20 protein-coding genes and 1 tRNA gene are annotated in these 17,208 nt (G+C 68.4%); 16 read left to right on the top strand and 5 right to left on the bottom strand.

Annotated elements, in window-relative coordinates:
• Nucleotide 1: 1 nt before the first annotated feature.
• Together DEQ92_RS06015 and DEQ92_RS06010 are read right to left on the bottom strand one after the other, a co-directional pair.
• Entirely contained in the window at nt 2-187 is a 186-nt protein-coding gene (locus tag DEQ92_RS06015) for a ribbon-helix-helix domain-containing protein (RefSeq protein ID WP_004973176.1), read from the bottom strand.
• A 217-nt stretch (nt 188-404) separates the two neighbouring features.
• Nucleotides 405-995 carry a zinc ribbon domain-containing protein gene (locus tag DEQ92_RS06010; protein ID WP_115820551.1) on the bottom strand — a complete coding sequence of 197 codons (591 nt, stop codon included), beginning with the start codon at nt 993-995 and terminating at the stop codon, nt 405-407.
• Between the two features lie 125 nt (nt 996-1,120).
• Here DEQ92_RS06010 and DEQ92_RS06005 point away from each other — a divergent pair.
• The 14 genes from DEQ92_RS06005 (at nt 1,121) to DEQ92_RS05940 (ending at nt 12,291) form a co-directional block, all read left to right on the top strand.
• A tRNA-Tyr gene (locus DEQ92_RS06005) sits at nt 1,121-1,194 on the top strand.
• A gap of 312 nt (nt 1,195-1,506) precedes the next feature.
• Nucleotides 1,507-2,490 (top strand): aldo/keto reductase, encoded by a 984-nt coding sequence (locus DEQ92_RS06000; RefSeq protein WP_115820550.1) that lies wholly within the window; start codon nt 1,507-1,509, stop codon nt 2,488-2,490.
• Nucleotides 2,491-2,554: 64 nt separating this feature from the next.
• A complete protein-coding gene (locus tag DEQ92_RS05995) occupies nt 2,555-3,190 on the top strand; it encodes an HAD family hydrolase (RefSeq protein ID WP_115804530.1) in 636 nt (211 codons plus the stop codon).
• Complete coding sequence (locus DEQ92_RS05990; RefSeq protein WP_115804531.1) at nt 3,181-4,089, top strand: CobD/CbiB family cobalamin biosynthesis protein; 909 nt, start codon at nt 3,181-3,183, stop codon at nt 4,087-4,089. Before DEQ92_RS05995 ends, DEQ92_RS05990 begins: the two co-directional genes overlap by 10 nt.
• The gene (gene cobS / locus DEQ92_RS05985) at nt 4,080-4,844 is read left to right on the top strand and encodes an adenosylcobinamide-GDP ribazoletransferase (RefSeq protein ID WP_004973164.1); all 765 of its coding nucleotides are present in this window, start codon (nt 4,080-4,082) and stop codon (nt 4,842-4,844) included. The genes DEQ92_RS05990 and cobS overlap by 10 nt, the downstream gene beginning before the upstream one ends.
• A complete protein-coding gene (locus DEQ92_RS05980) occupies nt 4,829-5,467 on the top strand; it encodes an NTP transferase domain-containing protein (protein ID WP_233510265.1) in 639 nt (212 codons plus the stop codon). Before cobS ends, DEQ92_RS05980 begins: the two co-directional genes overlap by 16 nt.
• Nucleotides 5,458-6,492: a nicotinate-nucleotide--dimethylbenzimidazole phosphoribosyltransferase gene (locus DEQ92_RS05975; RefSeq protein ID WP_050458663.1), complete on the top strand. Its 1,035-nt coding sequence runs from the start codon at nt 5,458-5,460 to the stop codon at nt 6,490-6,492. The genes DEQ92_RS05980 and DEQ92_RS05975 overlap by 10 nt, the downstream gene beginning before the upstream one ends.
• Complete coding sequence (cobD, locus tag DEQ92_RS05970) at nt 6,482-7,504, top strand: threonine-phosphate decarboxylase CobD (protein ID WP_115804533.1); 1,023 nt, start codon at nt 6,482-6,484, stop codon at nt 7,502-7,504. The genes DEQ92_RS05975 and cobD overlap by 11 nt, the downstream gene beginning before the upstream one ends.
• On the top strand, nt 7,497-8,246 hold the full coding sequence (locus tag DEQ92_RS05965; protein WP_115820549.1) for an adenosylcobinamide amidohydrolase: 750 nt from the start codon (nt 7,497-7,499) through the stop codon (nt 8,244-8,246). Before cobD ends, DEQ92_RS05965 begins: the two co-directional genes overlap by 8 nt.
• A gap of 99 nt (nt 8,247-8,345) precedes the next feature.
• Nucleotides 8,346-9,359 carry a histidinol-phosphate transaminase gene (locus tag DEQ92_RS05960; RefSeq protein ID WP_004973151.1) on the top strand — a complete coding sequence of 338 codons (1,014 nt, stop codon included), beginning with the start codon at nt 8,346-8,348 and terminating at the stop codon, nt 9,357-9,359.
• A gap of 263 nt (nt 9,360-9,622) precedes the next feature.
• Nucleotides 9,623-10,396: a P-loop NTPase gene (locus DEQ92_RS05955; protein ID WP_004973148.1), complete on the top strand. Its 774-nt coding sequence runs from the start codon at nt 9,623-9,625 to the stop codon at nt 10,394-10,396.
• Nucleotides 10,393-10,977 carry a hypothetical protein gene (locus DEQ92_RS05950; RefSeq protein WP_115804535.1) on the top strand — a complete coding sequence of 195 codons (585 nt, stop codon included), beginning with the start codon at nt 10,393-10,395 and terminating at the stop codon, nt 10,975-10,977. The genes DEQ92_RS05955 and DEQ92_RS05950 overlap by 4 nt, the downstream gene beginning before the upstream one ends.
• Before the next feature lie 64 nt (nt 10,978-11,041).
• A complete protein-coding gene (locus DEQ92_RS05945; protein WP_004973143.1) occupies nt 11,042-11,497 on the top strand; it encodes an OsmC family protein in 456 nt (151 codons plus the stop codon).
• A gap of 62 nt (nt 11,498-11,559) precedes the next feature.
• Entirely contained in the window at nt 11,560-12,291 is a 732-nt protein-coding gene (locus tag DEQ92_RS05940; RefSeq protein ID WP_050458667.1) for a hypothetical protein, read from the top strand.
• 237 nt (nt 12,292-12,528) lie between these two features.
• On the opposite strand, the gene DEQ92_RS05935 is transcribed toward DEQ92_RS05940, so the two are convergent.
• Nucleotides 12,529-12,975, bottom strand: a complete 447-nt coding sequence (locus DEQ92_RS05935) for an ester cyclase (protein WP_004973132.1) — start codon at nt 12,973-12,975, stop codon at nt 12,529-12,531.
• Between the two features lie 570 nt (nt 12,976-13,545).
• Here DEQ92_RS05935 and DEQ92_RS05930 point away from each other — a divergent pair.
• Complete coding sequence (locus DEQ92_RS05930; RefSeq protein ID WP_004973130.1) at nt 13,546-14,079, top strand: amino acid-binding protein; 534 nt, start codon at nt 13,546-13,548, stop codon at nt 14,077-14,079.
• Nucleotides 14,076-15,026: a homoserine dehydrogenase gene (locus tag DEQ92_RS05925; protein ID WP_115820548.1), complete on the top strand. Its 951-nt coding sequence runs from the start codon at nt 14,076-14,078 to the stop codon at nt 15,024-15,026. The genes DEQ92_RS05930 and DEQ92_RS05925 overlap by 4 nt, the downstream gene beginning before the upstream one ends.
• 76 nt (nt 15,027-15,102) lie before the next feature.
• On the opposite strand, the gene DEQ92_RS05920 is transcribed toward DEQ92_RS05925, so the two are convergent.
• Nucleotides 15,103-15,777 (bottom strand): type I 3-dehydroquinate dehydratase, encoded by a 675-nt coding sequence (locus DEQ92_RS05920; protein WP_004973126.1) that lies wholly within the window; start codon nt 15,775-15,777, stop codon nt 15,103-15,105.
• A gap of 589 nt (nt 15,778-16,366) precedes the next feature.
• Nucleotides 16,367-17,035 (bottom strand): type I 3-dehydroquinate dehydratase, encoded by a 669-nt coding sequence (locus DEQ92_RS05915; RefSeq protein WP_115804536.1) that lies wholly within the window; start codon nt 17,033-17,035, stop codon nt 16,367-16,369.
• Nucleotides 17,036-17,208 lie beyond the last annotated feature (173 nt).

The raw sequence follows: 17,208 nt of genomic DNA, 5'->3' as shown, positions 1-17,208 counted from the left end.
GTTACACCTTTGCCCAGCCGCGCTTGCTGGTAGATTCGCGCTGTCGCTTGTCAGTAGTCTGTTCGTTGAGCATATCGCGAACGGCTGAACGGATGGCTTCGGATCGGTTCGGGAACTCTCCCGTCTCGACCATCCGCTCGACCTCCTCGATTTGCTGCTTCGGAATTCGTAGTGTCACACGCTCCATGTTTACATTCCCCCGGTAAGACGGCGCGCCGCACTCGTGTGCGAGTGTCTTACACCCGAAAACCGACGGACGACGCCGGGATGCGGGCCGCCGTCGGGTGGCTGTAAGACAACCGTCTTACGCGATAATCACCACAGAGGGATAGAATATAAATGTAACGGCGATTGTAAGACGGGGCTGAATATCCCGTATAGGACGCTTTAATCGCCGGTTATGCTCATTCCAGAACGTCGGCTGCGGGCGTCCGGCGACCGCAGTCGGGGCAGAACGCCCAGTCGGAGCGGAGTTCGTCGCCGCACTCGCAGAACACGCGATGGGAGGTTTTCTCGCCGCAGTTCGGGCAGTACACGTGGTCCTTCCCCACGGGTTCGCCACATTGGCCACAGCTCATCTCGCGGTCGTCAGCCTTTGACGACTGCAGTTCGTCCCGTGTCTTACGAACCGTATTCGGGTTTTCTTCCCGGGCTACACCCGCGTTTACGCGTGATTCGCCGTTCGAACCATCGACGTTGATGTTGACGTTCAGGTCCGAGGGCGTCGGACGCTCGGACTCGCGGGCCGCCGCCGCTTCCTCGACGAGCGTCGGGAGTCGTTCGTCGAGTCGCTCGTCGACGAGTTCCTCGACCCGCGCCGAGAGCGCGCCGTCGAGGCCGTCGGTGTCGGACGCGTCGTCGTCCGCGGCGTCGTCACGTTCCAGGTCGTCGAGGTACCGGCGGAGCGCCTCGCGCATCACCTCGCTTTTCGAGGTGTCGAGGCGGTCCAAGCGCTCGACGAGGGCGTCGTCGGCGCGGAACGTGATTTTACTCATTACTCCGGGATTATCTCGGCGGCATATCAATGTTCGCACCTGTCTGACACACGGCACACATGCACGGTGCACGCGGCGGCGAGAATGATAATGGTTAAACGCATCGACCGGATAGCAATCGGTGACCGCTCTTAGCTCAGCCTGGCAGAGCAGCCGACTGTAGATCGGCTTGTCCCCCGTTCAAATCGGGGAGAGCGGATTTTGCTTGCAAAACCCGGTCGAGCCGGTTTGAGCAGGTCAGTCGCAGCGCGTGAACGAAGTGAACGCGTCGTCTGACTGGGTTCAAATCGGGGAGAGCGGACTGAACTTCAACACCCGCGAGCGCAGCGAGCGGTGTTGCATGTGACGGACTTCTCGACCCGATTTGAGCAGCGAGCGACGCGAAGCGTTGCGAGTGAGTTCAAATCGGGGAGAGCGGTCAGATTCTACCCCGCTAGAATCCTCACGAACAATCGGCGTATATCTCGCCGCGACCCCGTCATTTACCCCCGTCTGTTCGAAATCGGACGCCATGGATTCTCGACCGCTCGGTACGACTGGATTCGACGTCTCTGAGGTCGCGCTGGGAACGTGGCAACTCGGCGGTAGCTGGGGCCCGGTGACCGACGAGGAAGCGTACGACGCCATCGAAGCCGCACTCGACGCGGGCATCAACTTCCTCGACACCGCGGACGTGTACGGCGACGGCGACAGCGAACGCCGAATCGGCGACGTGCTCGACGACCGCGACGACGACGTCACCGTCGCCACCAAGGCGGGGCGACGACTCGACCCGCACGAGGCGGACGGCTACAACCGCGAGAACCTCGAACGGTTCGTGGACCGAAGCCGGGACAACCTCGGTGTCGACTCGCTCGACCTCGTCCAACTCCACTGCCCGCCGCGGGACGTGTACTACCAGCCGGAGGTGTTCGACGCGCTCTCTGACCTCCGCGACGGCGGGAAGATAGACCACTACGGCGTGAGCGTCGAGAAGGCCGAAGACGGCCTCAAAGCCATCGAGTACGACGGCGTCGAGACGGTGCAGATAATCTTCAACCCGCTCCGACAGCGGCCGGCCGAACTGTTCTTCCGGGAGGCACAGCGCCGGAACGTCGGCGTCATCGTCCGCGTCCCGCTGGCGTCGGGGCTGCTCACCGGCGCGCTCTCCGAAGACGCCGAGTTCGGCGAGGACGACCACCGGAACTACAACCGAAACGGCGAGGCGTTCGACGTGGGCGAGACGTTCGCCGGAATCCCGTTCGAAGACGGTCTCGCCGCCGCGGACTCGATAGCAGAGGTCGTCCCCGAGGGAGTGTCGCTCGCGCAGTTCACGCTCCGCTGGATTCTCTCGTTCGACGCCGTGAGCACCATCATCCCCGGGTCGACGTCGCCGGAACACATCCGCGACAACGTCGCCGCGGCGTCGCTCCCGCCGCTGTCGGCGGAGCAGTTCCAGCACGTCGAAGAAGCGTATAACGCGTACGCGCGCGAACACGTGCACCATCGCTGGTGAGTGCGGTCGCGGCCGAACCCCCCGCTTCGCTATATTCAAGTACAGTTTCGCCAATGAAATTCTAGTGGCAGTCACGTTCGACCTCTTCGGTACGCTCGTCGACGCCGAGTACCCCTCAGACCCCGGCGCGGCGGTCGCAGACGCGCTCCGCGAGTACGGCGTCGCCGTCCCCGACGACTGGGACGACGCCTACCGCGAGGTCCACATCGACGCGCCCGAGGGCGCGGAAGTCCCGCTTCCGGCCCACGTCGCCGCGGCGCTCCGCTCTCGGGGCGTCGCCTCGCCGGACAACGCCGCTCGGCGGGCGGTCATCACGGCGTTCGACCCCGAGGTGACCACCCGTCCCGGCGCGGTCGAAGCGGTCGCGGCTGCCCGCGAGGCCGGCCCGGTCGGCCTCCTCTCGAACTGCTCGGTCCCCGAACTCGTCGCGCGGACGCTCATCCGGTCGGACCTCGACAGACGCGGTTTCGACGACATCACGACGAGCGTCGCCTGCGGCTGGCGGAAACCCCACCCGCAAGCGTTCGAGGCGGCCGCTCGCGGCCTCGGCGTCGAGGCGACCGAGTTAGTCCACGTCGGCGACGACCCGGACTCCGACGGCGGCGTCGAGGGCGTCGGCGGCCGGTTCGTGAACCTCCGGGAGACGACGCTCGAATCGGTCGCGGCGAGGCTACGCGCCGGGGAGGACCCGTGCCCGTGACCGCCGCGGCCGCCGTCGTCGCCGCCGCGGCGCTGGACCGAGGGTTCGCCGAACCGCCGGCGCGAATCCACCCGGTCGCGCTGTTCGGACGACTCGTCTGCCCCGTCGACCGCGAGTGGGCCCGTCCGACGCTCGTCGGCGGGGTCGCGGCCGTCGCGCTCCCGGCGCTCGCCGCGGGCGTCGCCGCGGGCGCGACGTGGGGTGCGACGCTCGTCTCGCCGTGGCTCGGCGCGGCCGTCGCCGCGCTCGCGCTGTTTTCGACCACGAGCCTTCGCATGTTGCTCGACGCGGCGGAGACGGTCGTCTCGGCCACGGCGGACGAAGCCGACCTCGACACCGCCCGGTACGAACTCCGGGCGCTGGCCGGGCGCGACCCGTCGTCGCTCTCGGCGGCCGACATCCGGAGCGCCGCCGTCGAGAGCGCCGCGGAGAACCTCGCCGACGGCCTCGTCGCCCCGCTGTTCGCGTTTACGCTCCTCGCGCCCGTTTCGCTCCCGCTCGCGGTCGGCGCGGCCGCGTGGGTGAAAGGCGTCAACACGCTCGATTCGATGCTCGGCTACCGACACAAGCCGGTCGGTCGCGTTCCGGCCCGCCTCGACGACGCGGTGATGTGGCTCCCGGCGCGCGTCTCGGCCGTCTTGCTGGCCGTCGTCGCCGGCGCGCCGGCCACGGTGACGCGGGTCGGCGAGCTGGCGCGTCGCCCGTCGTCGCCCAACTCGGGGTGGCCGATGGCGACCCTCGCGGTCCTGCTGGAAACGCGACTCGAAAAGCCCGGTCACTACCTGCTCGACGGGGGACCCGAGGCCCCCGACGCGGCGACCGCCGCGCGGGGCGTCCGACTCGTCTCGCGGGCGGGGCTCGCCGCGTTCGCCGTCGCGGGGGTGGTCGCGTGGTTCTGACCGCGCTCCGCGGCGCGCTCGGCTTCCTCACCCGTCTCCCCGTCGGCGGCGACGAGTCGAACTGGGACGCCTTCAGACGCGCGCCCGTGGCGTTTCCGCTCGTCGGCTACGTCGTCGGCGCGCTCGCCGCGCTCCCGCTGTTGCTCCCGCTCCCGATTCCGACCGCGGCCGCGCTGTACCTCGTGACGCTGTACCTCGTGACCGGCGTCACCCACGCCGACGGCCTCGCAGACCTCGGCGACGCCGCGGTCGTCCACGGCGACGCCGACCGGCGGCTGTCGGTCCTGAAGGACTCCCAGACGGGGGTCGGCGGCCTGCTCGCGTTCGGCCTGACGCTCGTCGTCCTCGCGCTCGGCGCGTTCGGTCTCGCGGGCGCGGGTGGCCGTATCGGCCTCACGGCCGCCGTCGCAATCGCGCTCGCCGCCGAGGTCGGCGCGAAAGCCGGCATGGCGACGCTGGTCTGTCTCGGCACGCCCGCCCACGAGGGGCTCGGCTCGGCGCTCGTCGGCGAGAACAGCCCCTCGGGGCTGCTCGCTGTCGCCGTGGCCTGTCTCCCGGTCGTCGCGCTCGCGCCGGTCACGGGCGGTCCCGCCGTCGTCGCGGCGCTCTGCTGCGGGCCGGTCGTCGCGCTGCTCGTCCGCTCGTGGGGTCGCGCCCGACTCGGCGGCGTCTCGGGCGACCTGCTCGGCGCGACGAACGAGCTGGCCCGCGCCGCGGCCGTCCACGTGGGGGTGGTGGTATGGACGCTCTCGTGATGTGCGGCGGCCGCGGCACCCGCCTCGACGCGCCGGTCGAAAAGCCGCTCGTGGACATCTGCGGGCGACCCATGCTCGACCGAGTCGCCGCGGCGCTCCGCGATTCGAGCGTCGAAACCGTCCGCGCGGTCACCTCGCCGCACACGCCGAACACCCGCGACCGCGCCGCCGACCTCGGCCTCGACCCCATCGAGGCCCCCGGCGACGGCTACGTCTCCGACCTCGGATTCGCGCTGGCCCGCGTCTCCCGACCGGCCGTCACCGTCGTCTCCGACCTGCCGCTCGTGGCTCCCGAACACGTCGACGCCGTCGTCGCGGCCGCCGATGGCGGGGCCGCCACCGCGTGCGTCCCCGTCGAACTGAAGCGAGAACTCGGCGCCAGCGTCGACGACGCGCTCGTCTTCGACCACGAGGGGACCGCAGTCTGCCCGACCGGACTGGGCGTCGTCGGTCCCGCGGACGCAGATGGCGAGACCGACGCCGAGACGAACACGGACGCAGACACCAACACTGACGCCGACACCAACACCGATTCGACCATGTACCTCTCCACAGACACCAGACTCGCACTCAACGTGAACCGCCCGACAGACATCGCGCTCGCGGAGGACCGATGCGAGTAGTCCTCGTCGCCGGCACGACCGAGACGGCGAAGATTCCCGGTATCAGCGCCGCCGGCGCGGACCCCTCGCTCGTCGGCCACACGCCGAGCGCCGACGCCGAAATCATCGAGTACGGCGAGCCCGTCCGCTCGCCGGTGACGCCGGTCAGCCCGACGGGCTGTCCGACGCCCGCGGCCGTCACCCGCGCCGTCAAGCAACTCACCGGATTCGACGTGCTCACCGTCGACGCCGGCCTCGCCAAGCCGAGCGCCGCGCCGACCATCGACGTGGGCGCGCGACCCGGCCGCGACATCCGCGAGAGCGAACCGGTCCCGACCGCCCCCGGCGCGTTCGAGGCGGCCCGGCGGATGGGCCTCGCGCTCCCCGAAGACGAACTCGTCATCGGCGAGACCGTCCCCGGCGGGACGACCACCGCGCTCGCGGTGTTCCGCGCGCTCGGCGAGGAGTTCCCCGTCTCGTCGTCGCTCCCGGACAACCCGACGAGCCTGAAAGAGGAGGTCGTCGCCGAGGCGTTCGAAGCCAGCGACGTCGAACCCGGCTTCGCGGCCCACAAGCCCCGGCGCGCCGCCCGCTATCTCGGCGACCCGGTGCTTCCGGTCGTGGCCGGACTCACCGTCGGCGCGCTCGAAAACGGCATCGACGTGACGCTCGGCGGCGGGACGCAACTGCTCGCGGCCGCCGCGCTCGCCCGCCACGCCGGCGCGAACGGCGACCTGACCCTCGCCACCACTTCGTACCTCGCCGACGACGTGCCCGAGTTGGCCGACGCCGCCGAGGCGCTCGACCTCGAGTTGACCGTCACCGACCCCGGCTTCGAGACGCACCCGCTGGACCGCTACGCCGCGGGCGAGGCCAAGGAGGGCGCGGGCATGGGCGGCGCGCTCATGCTCGCCGACCGAATGGGCGTCCTCGACGACGTGGAGGCGGCCACGCTCGACGTGCTCTCGACGCTGGACCCCGAGGCCGTCGAGACCGCGGCGGTCGACACCGACGGGGCCGACGCCGACATCGACGATGGACCCTGAATCCGTCCGGGCGGGGAGCCGCGTCCCCCACGGTGGGACCACCGACCCGACCGTCGTCGACTTCAGCGCGAACACCAACCCCGAGCGGCCCGCGGGCGTCGAGGCGGTGTACCGCGAGGCGTTCGACGCCTCGACCCGCTACCCCGACGACGACTACGCCGACTTCCGGGCGGCCGCCGGGGACTACGTCGGCTGTGTGCCCGAAGCGGTCGTGCCGACCGCCGGCGGCCTCGAAGCCCTGCGGCTCGCGTTCGAGGTGACGCTGTCGCCCGGCGACACCGCGCTCGTCCCCGAGCCGAGCTTCGGGGAGTACGACCGCGAGATTCGCCTGCAGGGCGCGGAGCCGGTTCCCGTCGCCCACGACGAACTCCTCGACGCTGACCCCGCGGGCCACGCGGTCGCGGTCGTCTGCACGCCGAACAACCCGACGGGCGAACTCGCGCCCGCCGGCGACCTCCGGGCGTTCGCGGCGCGCTGCCGCGAGGCCGACACGGTCCTCGTCGTCGACGAGGCGTTCCTCGATTTCACCGACGAGCCGAGCCTCGCGGGCGAACCCGGCGTCGTCGTCGCCCGGTCGCTGACGAAGATGTTCGGCCTGCCGGGCGTCCGCGCCGGGTTCGCCGTCGCCACCGACGACCTCGGCGACCGACTCGCCGTGGCCCGACGAGCGTGGTCGCTCTCGACGCCCGCGGCCGCCGTCGGCGCGTACTGCATGGACGACGCCGAGTTCGTCTCGCGCACGCGAGAGCGCGTCGCGGACGAGCGCGAACGACTCCGCGAGACGCTGTCCGAGGCCTTCGACGTGTACCCGTCGGACGCGCCGTTTCTCCTCCTCGACGTCGGCGACCGCGACGTCGACGCGGTGGTCGAGACCGCCCGCGACCGCGGCGTCGCCGTCCGGGACGCGACGACGTTCCCGACGCTCGACTCGCACGTCCGCGTCGCGGTGAAACGCCCCGACGAGAACGACGAACTGCTCCGGGCGCTCGCCGCCGTCGCCGACGATGTTTGAGGCGACGCGCCGCGCCGGCGTCTGTCGGCTGAGCCGTCCGGACACGCGCTGGCTCTCGACGGGCTACGCCGGCGGCGAGTCGCGAGCCGACGCCGCGTTCAACGTCACCGTCCCCGAGGGCTGGCCCGAGACGGACCTCGACGCGTACGTCGAACGTCGGCTCTCGTCGGCCGGCTTCGACGAGCGCGGGCCGACGCTCCTGACGGGCGTGGGGCAGGAACACGCCCGGCGCGCCCGGTTCGGCCCGGTCGAGGTCGTCGCCACCGCGGGCGTGTCGAACCCGGCGGAACTCCCGATAGACGGCGACCCGAGCGAGCGGGCCGACGAGTCGGGCGAATGGGACGACGAGTCCGACACCGCTGACGTGACGGCCGGCGGCGACGGCGGTGACCCGACAGGCACGGTCAACGTCTTCGTCGGGACGACGCGGTCGCTGGAGCCGGGTGCGCTCGCGAACCTCGTCGCCGTGGCCGCCGAGGCGAAGGCGGCGACGCTCCTCGCTCGCTGCGGCGCGCCGGGGACGACGACCGACGCCGTGGTCGCCGCGTGCGACCCCGCGGGCGACCCGGTGACGTTCTCGGGAAGCGCGACCGAGGTCGGCAACGCCGCGCGGGTCTGCGTCCGCGACGCGGTGCTCGCGAGCCTCGATTCGCGGTACGCCGACGACCCGATTCCGCGGGGCGTCGACGAGGCGAGTTACGGCGTCGTCGCCGACGACCGCGCGACCGTCTCTTCGATTTGAGAACTACCGAGAAAACGGCCCGTAGGGTGTGGAATCAACGGTGGTAGCTAAATGGTTCCCGTAGAAGCCTTGATTATAGTCGGTGGCTAGCACGTTGGTATGGATCCCGGTTCCGTTCCCGATGTCGACCACGTTACCCACGGCGGGACCGCCGACCACTCCCTCGTCGATTTCAGCACCGGGTCGAACCCGGAGCGGCCGGCGGGCATCGCCGGCGTCTACGAGTCGGCGCTCTCCACCTCGCGGCGATACTCGCTGGACGACTACTCTCGGTTTCGCGTCGCGGCCGCGGAGTTCGTGGGCTGTCACCCCGAGGAGGTCGTCCCCGCGGCGGGCGTCATCGAGGCGATGCGGCTCGCCGTCGGCGTGACCGTCTCGCCGGGCGACAGCGTGGCGCTCCCGGCCCCGTGCTGCGGCGAGTACGCCCGCGAAATCCGGCTCCAGGGCGGCGAGCCGGTCCACGTCCCCCACGACCGACTGCTCGAAACCGTCGACCCCGGCGAGCACGCGGCGGTGATTCTCAGCTACCCCGCGAACCCCGTCGGGACGGCGTACCCGAGAGACGAGCTTCGGGCGTTCATCGACGCCTGCCGCCGGGTCGGCACGCCCGTCATCGTCGACGAGTCGTACCTCGGCTTCACCCGCCTCCCGAGCACGGCCGGCCTCGACGGCGTCATCGCGCTCCACTCGGTGACGAATATCTTCGGCGTCCCCTCGCTTCGAGCTGGGTTCGCGGCCGCGACGGGCGACCTCGGTGACCGGCTCTCGCGGGCGCGGTGTACGTGGGTGTTGTCGGCCCCCGCGGTCGAGGTCGCGACGTTCTGTCTCAAACAGGACGCCTTCCTCGAAGCCACGCGGGACCGGGTCGAACGGGAGCGCCCGCGGGTGGTCGCGGGCTTGGACCGACTCGGCTACGAACCGCACCCGGCCGACAGCACGCTCGTCTTGTTCCGCGCCGACGACGTCGACCGCGTCCTTCACGAGACCCGGCGTCGCGGCTTCGCCGTCCGCGACGCCCGCGACTACCAGCGGCTCGACTCGCACGTCAGAATCAACGTCCGCCGCCCGGACGAGAACGACCGCCTGCTCGACGCGCTCGCCGAGGCGACCTGAGTCGCCGCGGTCGCGTCTCGCTGACGCCGAGTCACCGATTCAGATAGACGATGAACGCGATGGTGAGGAGGGTCGCGTACACCGCGAACGTCGAGTCGTCGACGACGAAAGCGAACGATTGGATTACAATTCGGAACATCAGTGGTCGTTTCGCACCATGATGTTCTCACTATTAATGGTTGTTACCGTTTGACACGGTATTCGTCGGCGCGCGTCCACAGCCGTTCCGAACACTTATGCGAAATCACCGGACACGTGGGGGCATGGTCGAGGCGTTCGCCGTCGCCAGCGGGAAGGGCGGCACGGGGAAGACGACGAGTACGCTCGCGCTGGGGATGGCGCTCGCCGAGGACTACGACGTGACCGTCATCGACGCGGACACGGGCATGGCGAACCTGCTGTTCCACGCCGGGTTGGACGACGCCGACGTGACGCTCCACGACTTACTCGTCGACGAGCGCGACGCCGCGGTGTCCGACGCGGTCTACGAGCGGTTCGGCATGTCGGTCGTCCCCTGCGGGACGAGTCTCGCGGCGTTCGAGGCCGCGGACCCCGGTCGCCTCCGGGACGTGGTCGCCGAACTCGCCGCCGACACGGACGTGCTGCTTCTCGATTCGCCCGCCGCGCTCGGCTCGAAGAGCGCGGTGCTTCCGGTCGTCCTCGCGGACCGCATCGTCGTCGTCCTCCAGCCCACCGTGCCGTCGTTGTCCGACGGGCTGAAAGTCCAGGAGTACGCTCACTCCTACGGCACCGACACGGCGGGCGTGGTGTTCAACCGCGTGCGACCCGACGAGAACGTCGACAAAATCGCCGAGCAGGCCGGCCGCTACTTCGGAGGGCAGACGCTCGCTTCGGTTCCCGAGAGCGACGCGGTCCGGGCGGCCCGCCGCGAGGGAAAGCCCCTCCTCGCGCACGCCCCCGAGGACCCGGCCGCGGACGCCTTCCGCGAGGCGGCCGCCCGACTCGACGTGCGCGACGGCGACGGCCGCGACGTGGCAGAGCGGTTCAAGAGCGCCGTCGTCCCCGAGCGGATATGAGAATCCCGCGGGGCGAACTCCGCCGGTCGCGCGTCGTCGACGACGCCGCGGCGGTCCTGCGGGCGGTGCTCGACGAGGAACTGACCGGCTACGTCGTCTTCGAGCCGCAGGACGCGCTCCTCCTCGGTGAGACCACCAGCGGCGTCGTCACGTTCGAAGACGGGATTCCCGTCCTCGCCTACGACACGGAGCGCGAGGTCGGCGGCCGCGACGGCCTGGAGGGGTTCGCCGTCACCGGCCCGACCCGCGCCGCGGTCCACGCCGTCGACGCCGCGGCCCTCGCGGACGCCCACGAGGTCGAGGCGTTCCGCATCCTGCCGGGCGAGCCGGCCCGCGTCCTCGCCGGCGACGAGCGGTTGGCCGAACGGACCGTCGACGCCGCCCCCGCCGCCCGCCGCGAGGAGGGCCGCGACCAGAGCGCGGTCGAGGCGTTCCTCGCCGACGCCGACGCGATCGAGGAGATCCGATCCGAGGCCCGCGAGGAGGCTCGCGCGAGGGCGTCGGAGTGGGGACTCGACGACGTGCTGGCGGACGACGCGCGCGACTCGGCCGCGATAGAACCCGGGACAGACAGCCGCTAACACGCTTCCCGAGGGCTGAGAACCGCCGACTGGTGTTATCCGCCGCGTGCGCGTCTGTACGGCTATGTCCGCAGAGAAACCCCAACAACTCACCTTCGACGTCAGCGCCCGCGCGGAATCCCCGACCGAGACCCGCGTCTCCACCCGCGGCTTCGAGTTCGTCGTCGACGAGCCCGAATCGCTCGGTGGAGCGAACGCCGGGCCGAACCCCGTCGAGTACGTCCTCGGGGCGCTCGCCGGCTGTCTGAACGTCACGGGGCACGTGGTCGCCCGCGAGATGGACCTCGACGTACGAGACCTCGAAATCTCCATCGAGGGCGACCTGAACCCCGCGAAGTTCATGGGCAAGCGCGACGACGGCCGCGCCGGCTACGAGGAGATTCGCGTCGCGGTCACCGCCGACGTGGACGCCGACGAGGCGACCATCGACGCGTGGCTCGCCGCCGTGGAATCGCGCTGCCCGGTCAGCGACAACCTGACCAACGCGACGCCGCTCGCGCTCTCGTTCGACCGACGGTAGGTGTCGTCCTCGCCTCGCCCACGCGGGGATAGAGCCAAACCGCCGTCGTCCGTAGTTCTCCTGTGACCGTTCTGCGCCTCCTTCGACTCCGCCGGCCCGCCGACTTCGCGGACTGGTACCGAATCGGTGCCGAGTACGTCCACGACGTGGCCGCGGGCATGGGACTCCGCGTCGGCGATTTCGAGTCGCGGGTGGTCCGCGCGACGGACGCCATGCGGGCGGGGCGGACCGACCTCCCACCGGACCTCGCCCGCTCCGTCGCCGCCGACCTGCTGGCCGACGCGGTGTTCTGCGACCCGTTCTGTCAGTGGATGCCGCTGTGGTACGAACTCGGCCTCGCGGCCCCCTGTGCCTACGCCGACTTCCGGCTTCGGCGGGTCGCCGAGCGCTACGCCGACGACCTCCCGCACCTGTCGGTGCCGCGGTTTTCCCGCCCGGACGACGTGTACGTCGACGGTCGCCCCGCGACGGCGTACGTCGACGGCTTCGCCGAGCGGTTCGTCCTCGCCGACGCGGTTCTCCATCTGGAGTGGTTCACCTACGTCGCCCGCGAGTCGGGCATCTTCGTCCCGCCGCTGTTGGTCGAGCGGACCCGCGAGCAGACCGTCGCCTACTACGCCGGCCGCCGGACCGAACTCGACCCCGACGTGCGGACCTTCCAACGACTACTGTTTTCGGACGACGAGTGGGTCCGTCGCATCGCCGACGTGTACGACCTCGACAGCGTCCTGTTCGACTACTGGGAGCGAATCCTCGCACAGGAACGCCGCCGGCTCTCGACGTTCGGTGACTGACTCGCCGCCCGCCGACATATGGTGGCTGTCCACACATCGCATATGACACTTGAAAAATGTTTTAACCCAGGACGTGTAAGCGTCTACTGCAGGTAGATACCTGCACTTGGGTTGCGTATACAGGGGAGGTTTTCCCCAGTGTCCGTGGAGCGCGGGCGGGTGCCCGGTCGCCCGTGCTTCCTTCTCAGTTGCCGAGCGGCGCGTCCGTCGCACAAAAAGTATCGGTCTCTGTTCAGGTCACGCCTCAGGTAGTTCGACAGCGCCGAGTTGCGTGAGCATGCCGAGCATGTCCGGTTGGACCCACCGCTCGACTATCATGTCGTCTTCGATACGGCTGAACACCATGTTGCCGACCTCGACCGTCTTCCCGGTGGGTTCGATGCCCATGAACGCGCCGTCGTGCGTCCCGCGGAGCGTGACGCGCATGGCGACCATGTCGCCCTCCGTAATCGCGTCTTCGACCGTGGCCGAGAAATCCGAAAAGGACTCTCGGAGTCCCGAAATCTGCGCTTTGAGTTCGTCGCGCCCGTGAACCTCCCCGAGCGGGCTGTGGTCGAGGATGTCCTCGGCGCAAATCTCGTCGATGAGGCCGATGTTCCCCTCGCTCGCGACTTCCTCCGGGAAGCGTCGGGCGATTCGCTCGTTCCCCGTCGGCGTCGGTGTCGGTGTGCTTGCTGATGCCATTCTGAATTTCCCCTCTCTCGTACCCGTCCGCGAGCGGCCGCGTTCTCGCTCGCCGCCGCGGTGGATACAGTTGTCTCTACGCTGTGTGGGATGTTAACAATTGTTTGTTTAGAATCGTGTAGTTCGGGTGGATAGTTATGTGGAATTCATGCACGACTGATGGGCGTGGCGAATCTGAGAACTAATCCAGACGAATATACTCGGAGACTATATTCTGAAATTTCCCGGAAGATATTGGCAATTCAATAAATGTATGCTACTATGTGTTGTTTGACAAATATCGATTCAGAAGTCGCTCGTAGCCAGTGATATCTCGTCAAAGAGTATTGTGTAAAATTAGTTTTTCTTCTCGCTCCAAATCGCCGCCTCGGCGCGGTAATCTTTGTAGCGAACCTGAGTACATTTCGGGCCGACGCGCGTACGGCGAACCCTCAGTGATGACTCTCTCACAGCAGGCGGGACGACGGCCGCGTCCGCGGTCGGCGTCCGAGCCGTTCGAACGCAATACGTATATGGGTGTGCTCGCTCGACTCCCGACAATGAACGACACGTTGGTACGGTGTTGTATGGATGAGTGAGGTGCACAACGACGTCCAAGCGTACACGCTCCGGCTCGAACTCGTCGACGAACCCGGTGAACTCCTGCGCTCGCTGCAGCCCATCGCCGAGCACGGGGGGAACCTCCTCTCGATTTTCCACGAGCGCGGCAACGTCACCCCGCGCGGCTACATCCCGGTGGAAGTCGATATTGAGGCGACTCCCGACCGCTTCGACAACATCGTCGAGGGCCTGAGCGACGCCGGCATCAACGTCATTCAGGCCGGAACCGAGCGCTACAGCGAGCGCCTGACCATCATCCTCTCGGGACACCTCATCGAGACGGACCTCTCCGACACGCTGACGCAGATCGAGGCGACGCGGAACGCGACGGTCACCGACATCTCGCTGTCCGCGCCCGCCGGCTCCATCGACGTCTCCAGCGCCCGCTTCCAGTTGGCCGCGGCGTCGGGGGCGACTGAAGAAGTCCTCGCCGCGATGCGAGAAATCGCCGACGAGAAGGACCTGCAACTCGTCGAGCCGCTGACCGTGGGAGGTCGCGCGTGAGGCTCTGTGTCCTCGGCGCCGGTGCGGTCGGGAGTGCCGTCGTCGAACTGGCCGCGGAGCACGGCCACGCCGTGACCGCGTTCGGGGACTCCGAGAGCGCCGCCGTCGACGCCGACGGCCTCGACGCCGACGCGGTGCTCTCGAAGAAACGAGACGACGGCGTGGTCGGCGAGGCGCCCCCCGAGGCGGTGTTCGACGCCGACTACGACGTGTTGGTGGAGGCGACGCCGACGACGCTCGGCGACGCCGAGCCCGGCTTTTCGCACGTCGAGCGCGCGCTGGCCGACGACCGCGATGTCGTCTTGGCGAACAAGGGTCCGGTCGCGGAACGCTACGCCGACCTGCGCGCGCTCGAAGCCGAAAGCGAGGGGACCGTCCGATTCGGCGCGACCGTCGGCGGCGCGCTTCCCATCCTCTCGACTATCGAGGACGTGGGTCCGTCGCGGGTGTCGGCGGTTTACGGCGTCCTGAACGGGACGGCGAACTTCGTCCTCTCGCGGATGGCCGCCGAGGGCCTCGACTACGAGCACGTGCTCGCGGAGGCCCAGGACCTCGGCGTCGCCGAGGCGGACCCGACGTTCGACGTCGACGGCACGGACACGGCCCTCAAGGGTGTCATCGTCGCCAACGTCCTCTCCGACGGCGAGACGGAGTTCACGCTCGACGACGCCGAAGTCGAGGGGATTCAGGAGCTCTCGGGGAGCATGCTCGACCTGGCACAGGAAGACGGCCAGACGATTCGACTCATCGTCGAGGTCGCGGACGGCGGGGTCCGCGTCGGCCCGCGACTGGTACCTGAAAACGGGGCTGTCGCCCCGTCAGGGACCGAAAACGCCGTTCAAATCGAAGCCGACTACTGCGGTCGACTGGGTATCACCGGCCGAGGGGCCGGCGGTCCCGAGACGGCGAGCGCGGTGCTGACGGACGTCGAGCGACTCGCCGACTGACGTCGAGCGACGAGTTCGCGGCGAAAAGAGATGAAACGAGTCTGTTGACGGCGGACGGCCGTCGGGTTTTCCGGCGTCAGTCCGAGAGCGTCAGTTCCTTCGGCACCGACACTTCGCTCCGGAGCGTGTCGATGACCTGTCCGTCGACGCGCTCGTTTTTCGTGAGTTCGATGAGCGAAGCGAGCTTTTCGAGCGGAATCTGCCCCGGCGCGTAGTCGTTGTCGTCCGCGAGCAGGGGCGCGTATCCGAGCTTCGACCCGTAGAGGTGGCCGATGACCCGCGTGTGGCTCCCGATTTCGCCCATGGAGATGCCGGCCACGTCGATGCCGCGGTTGGTCGCGTCGTTGACGGCCTCGAGGAGGGTGAGAGTGTCACCTTGGTTCCGCGGGAAGACCGCCACCTTCGCGATGTCGCCGAACTCCGCGCACTGTTCGATGATGGCGTCGAGGACCTCGCGGTCGGGCGTCTCGTCGAAGTCGTGGTGCGAGATGATGAGCTGGACGTCGTTCTCGCGGAACTCGTGGGCCAACCACTCCTTGGCGCGAACGGTCTCGAGTTCGATGTCGACGAACTCCACGGCGTCGAATCGAGATGCGGAAAAGAGGTCGTCCAGCCGCCCGGCGTCGCTGGCCTTTCCTCCGAACCAGCGAGCGCGGTTGGTCGCGATTATCGGGAGTTCGCCGTCGTACGCGGCGAGTTGTTCGAGCGGGTCGTCCGCCTTGTCCATTCGGAATTCGATGAGGTCTGCCACCCCTCGTGCGTCGACCTCTCGTGTGAGGTCGTTTGTTGTTGCCGCCAGCGCAGACTCGTCGAGTTTCATGTGAACGCCTATCACTCCGCTGCGTATAAATGTTAGCTGTCGGTGCAAGAGTTCTCACCTCCTCGTAGGCGGTGAGAGACGCCGTCTTCGGCGGATTCTCCGGAATGTTCATCCAGAATAATCGGCGTGAGCCGACGCTCTGTCGGCGCGGTTTTGAATGCTTCCGAGACATCGTCGGTGTACGTCGCTCATCGTCGGCCATTCGCTGTTAACCCGAGTTGGGACCGGTGGAGGTGGTCGTCGGTGCTGGGTACATCGAGAGCGTGCGTGCGCTCGGGACTGCCCGCTCAGTTGCGCGGAGCCAGACGATAGCTGAACGACGCGCGGTCGAGAGAGCGAGTTATACCAAATCTATCGGAAAATATTGAATACTGTAATTATGATACAAATCTCTCTTCTTCCGGCCCGTCGTCTTCGAAGCGCTCGTCCTGCGGTCCCGGATGTCGCGGACTGTCTCCCGGGCAGGCCGGTCGCTTCGGTGGGTATCCGTGTCCACGTGTTCGACACCGGCAGTACGGCCTCAGCGCGCGGAAGCGACCCAATCGAGCAGGTTCGACAGTTTTCTGAGGTCGATGTCGTTCGGGCCGCGCTCGTCGCTGACGACGGGCGCGTAGGCGATGGACGCACCGTAAAAGACGCCGATAACGCGAGTGTGCCGGCCGATATCCCCCAACGCGTATCCGGTGACTCGCACTCCCCTCTCGGAGGCGGCGTTGAGCGACTGCAACAGCGAGAGCGAGTCCGTCTTCTCCTCGGCGAACACGACGAGCTTCGCCACGTCCCCGTACGTATTACACTCTGATATGATTCTATTTAGCTCTGATTTCTGAGGTGTCTCGCGGCGGTCGTAGTGAGAGACGATCAGTTCGACGTCGTGTCCGCGCAGTTCGTCCCGAAGCCACTCGCACTCGCGAATCGTCCGCAGTTCCACGTCGACCATCTCGACGGCGTCGAACGCGGCGGCGGCCGCGAGCGTCTCCAGTCGCTCGGACTCACCGGCGGTGCCGCCGGCCCACTCCGGCCGGTTGGAGACGACGAGCGGGAGCGCTCCCTCGTACTCGCCGAGCGCGTCGAGCGGGCGGTCCGCCCCGTCCATCCGGAACTCGACGAAGTCCGCGATGCCCTCCGCGGCCGTCGCTTCGGTCAGCGTGTCGGTCACTCCGGCTAACGCGTATGCGTCCGCACCCATGAGATTTGATACCAAGCACTCGTATAAAAGTAGTTCCCTCGAGAGCGCTCCGCGGCGATTCCTGTCGTCCCCGTGAAACTCCAGTCGCAGTCGCTGACACCGTCGTTTCTACAATGTTGTAACGACGCGAGAGCCGCGAAATCTCGGGAGACGACGCCGTTTCCCCGCGATGG

The sequence above is a fragment of the Haloferax sp. Atlit-6N genome (assembly GCF_003383195.1).
Classification (GTDB): domain Archaea; phylum Halobacteriota; class Halobacteria; order Halobacteriales; family Haloferacaceae; genus Haloferax; species Haloferax gibbonsii.
This window is presented reverse-complemented; position numbering and strand designations above follow the sequence as displayed.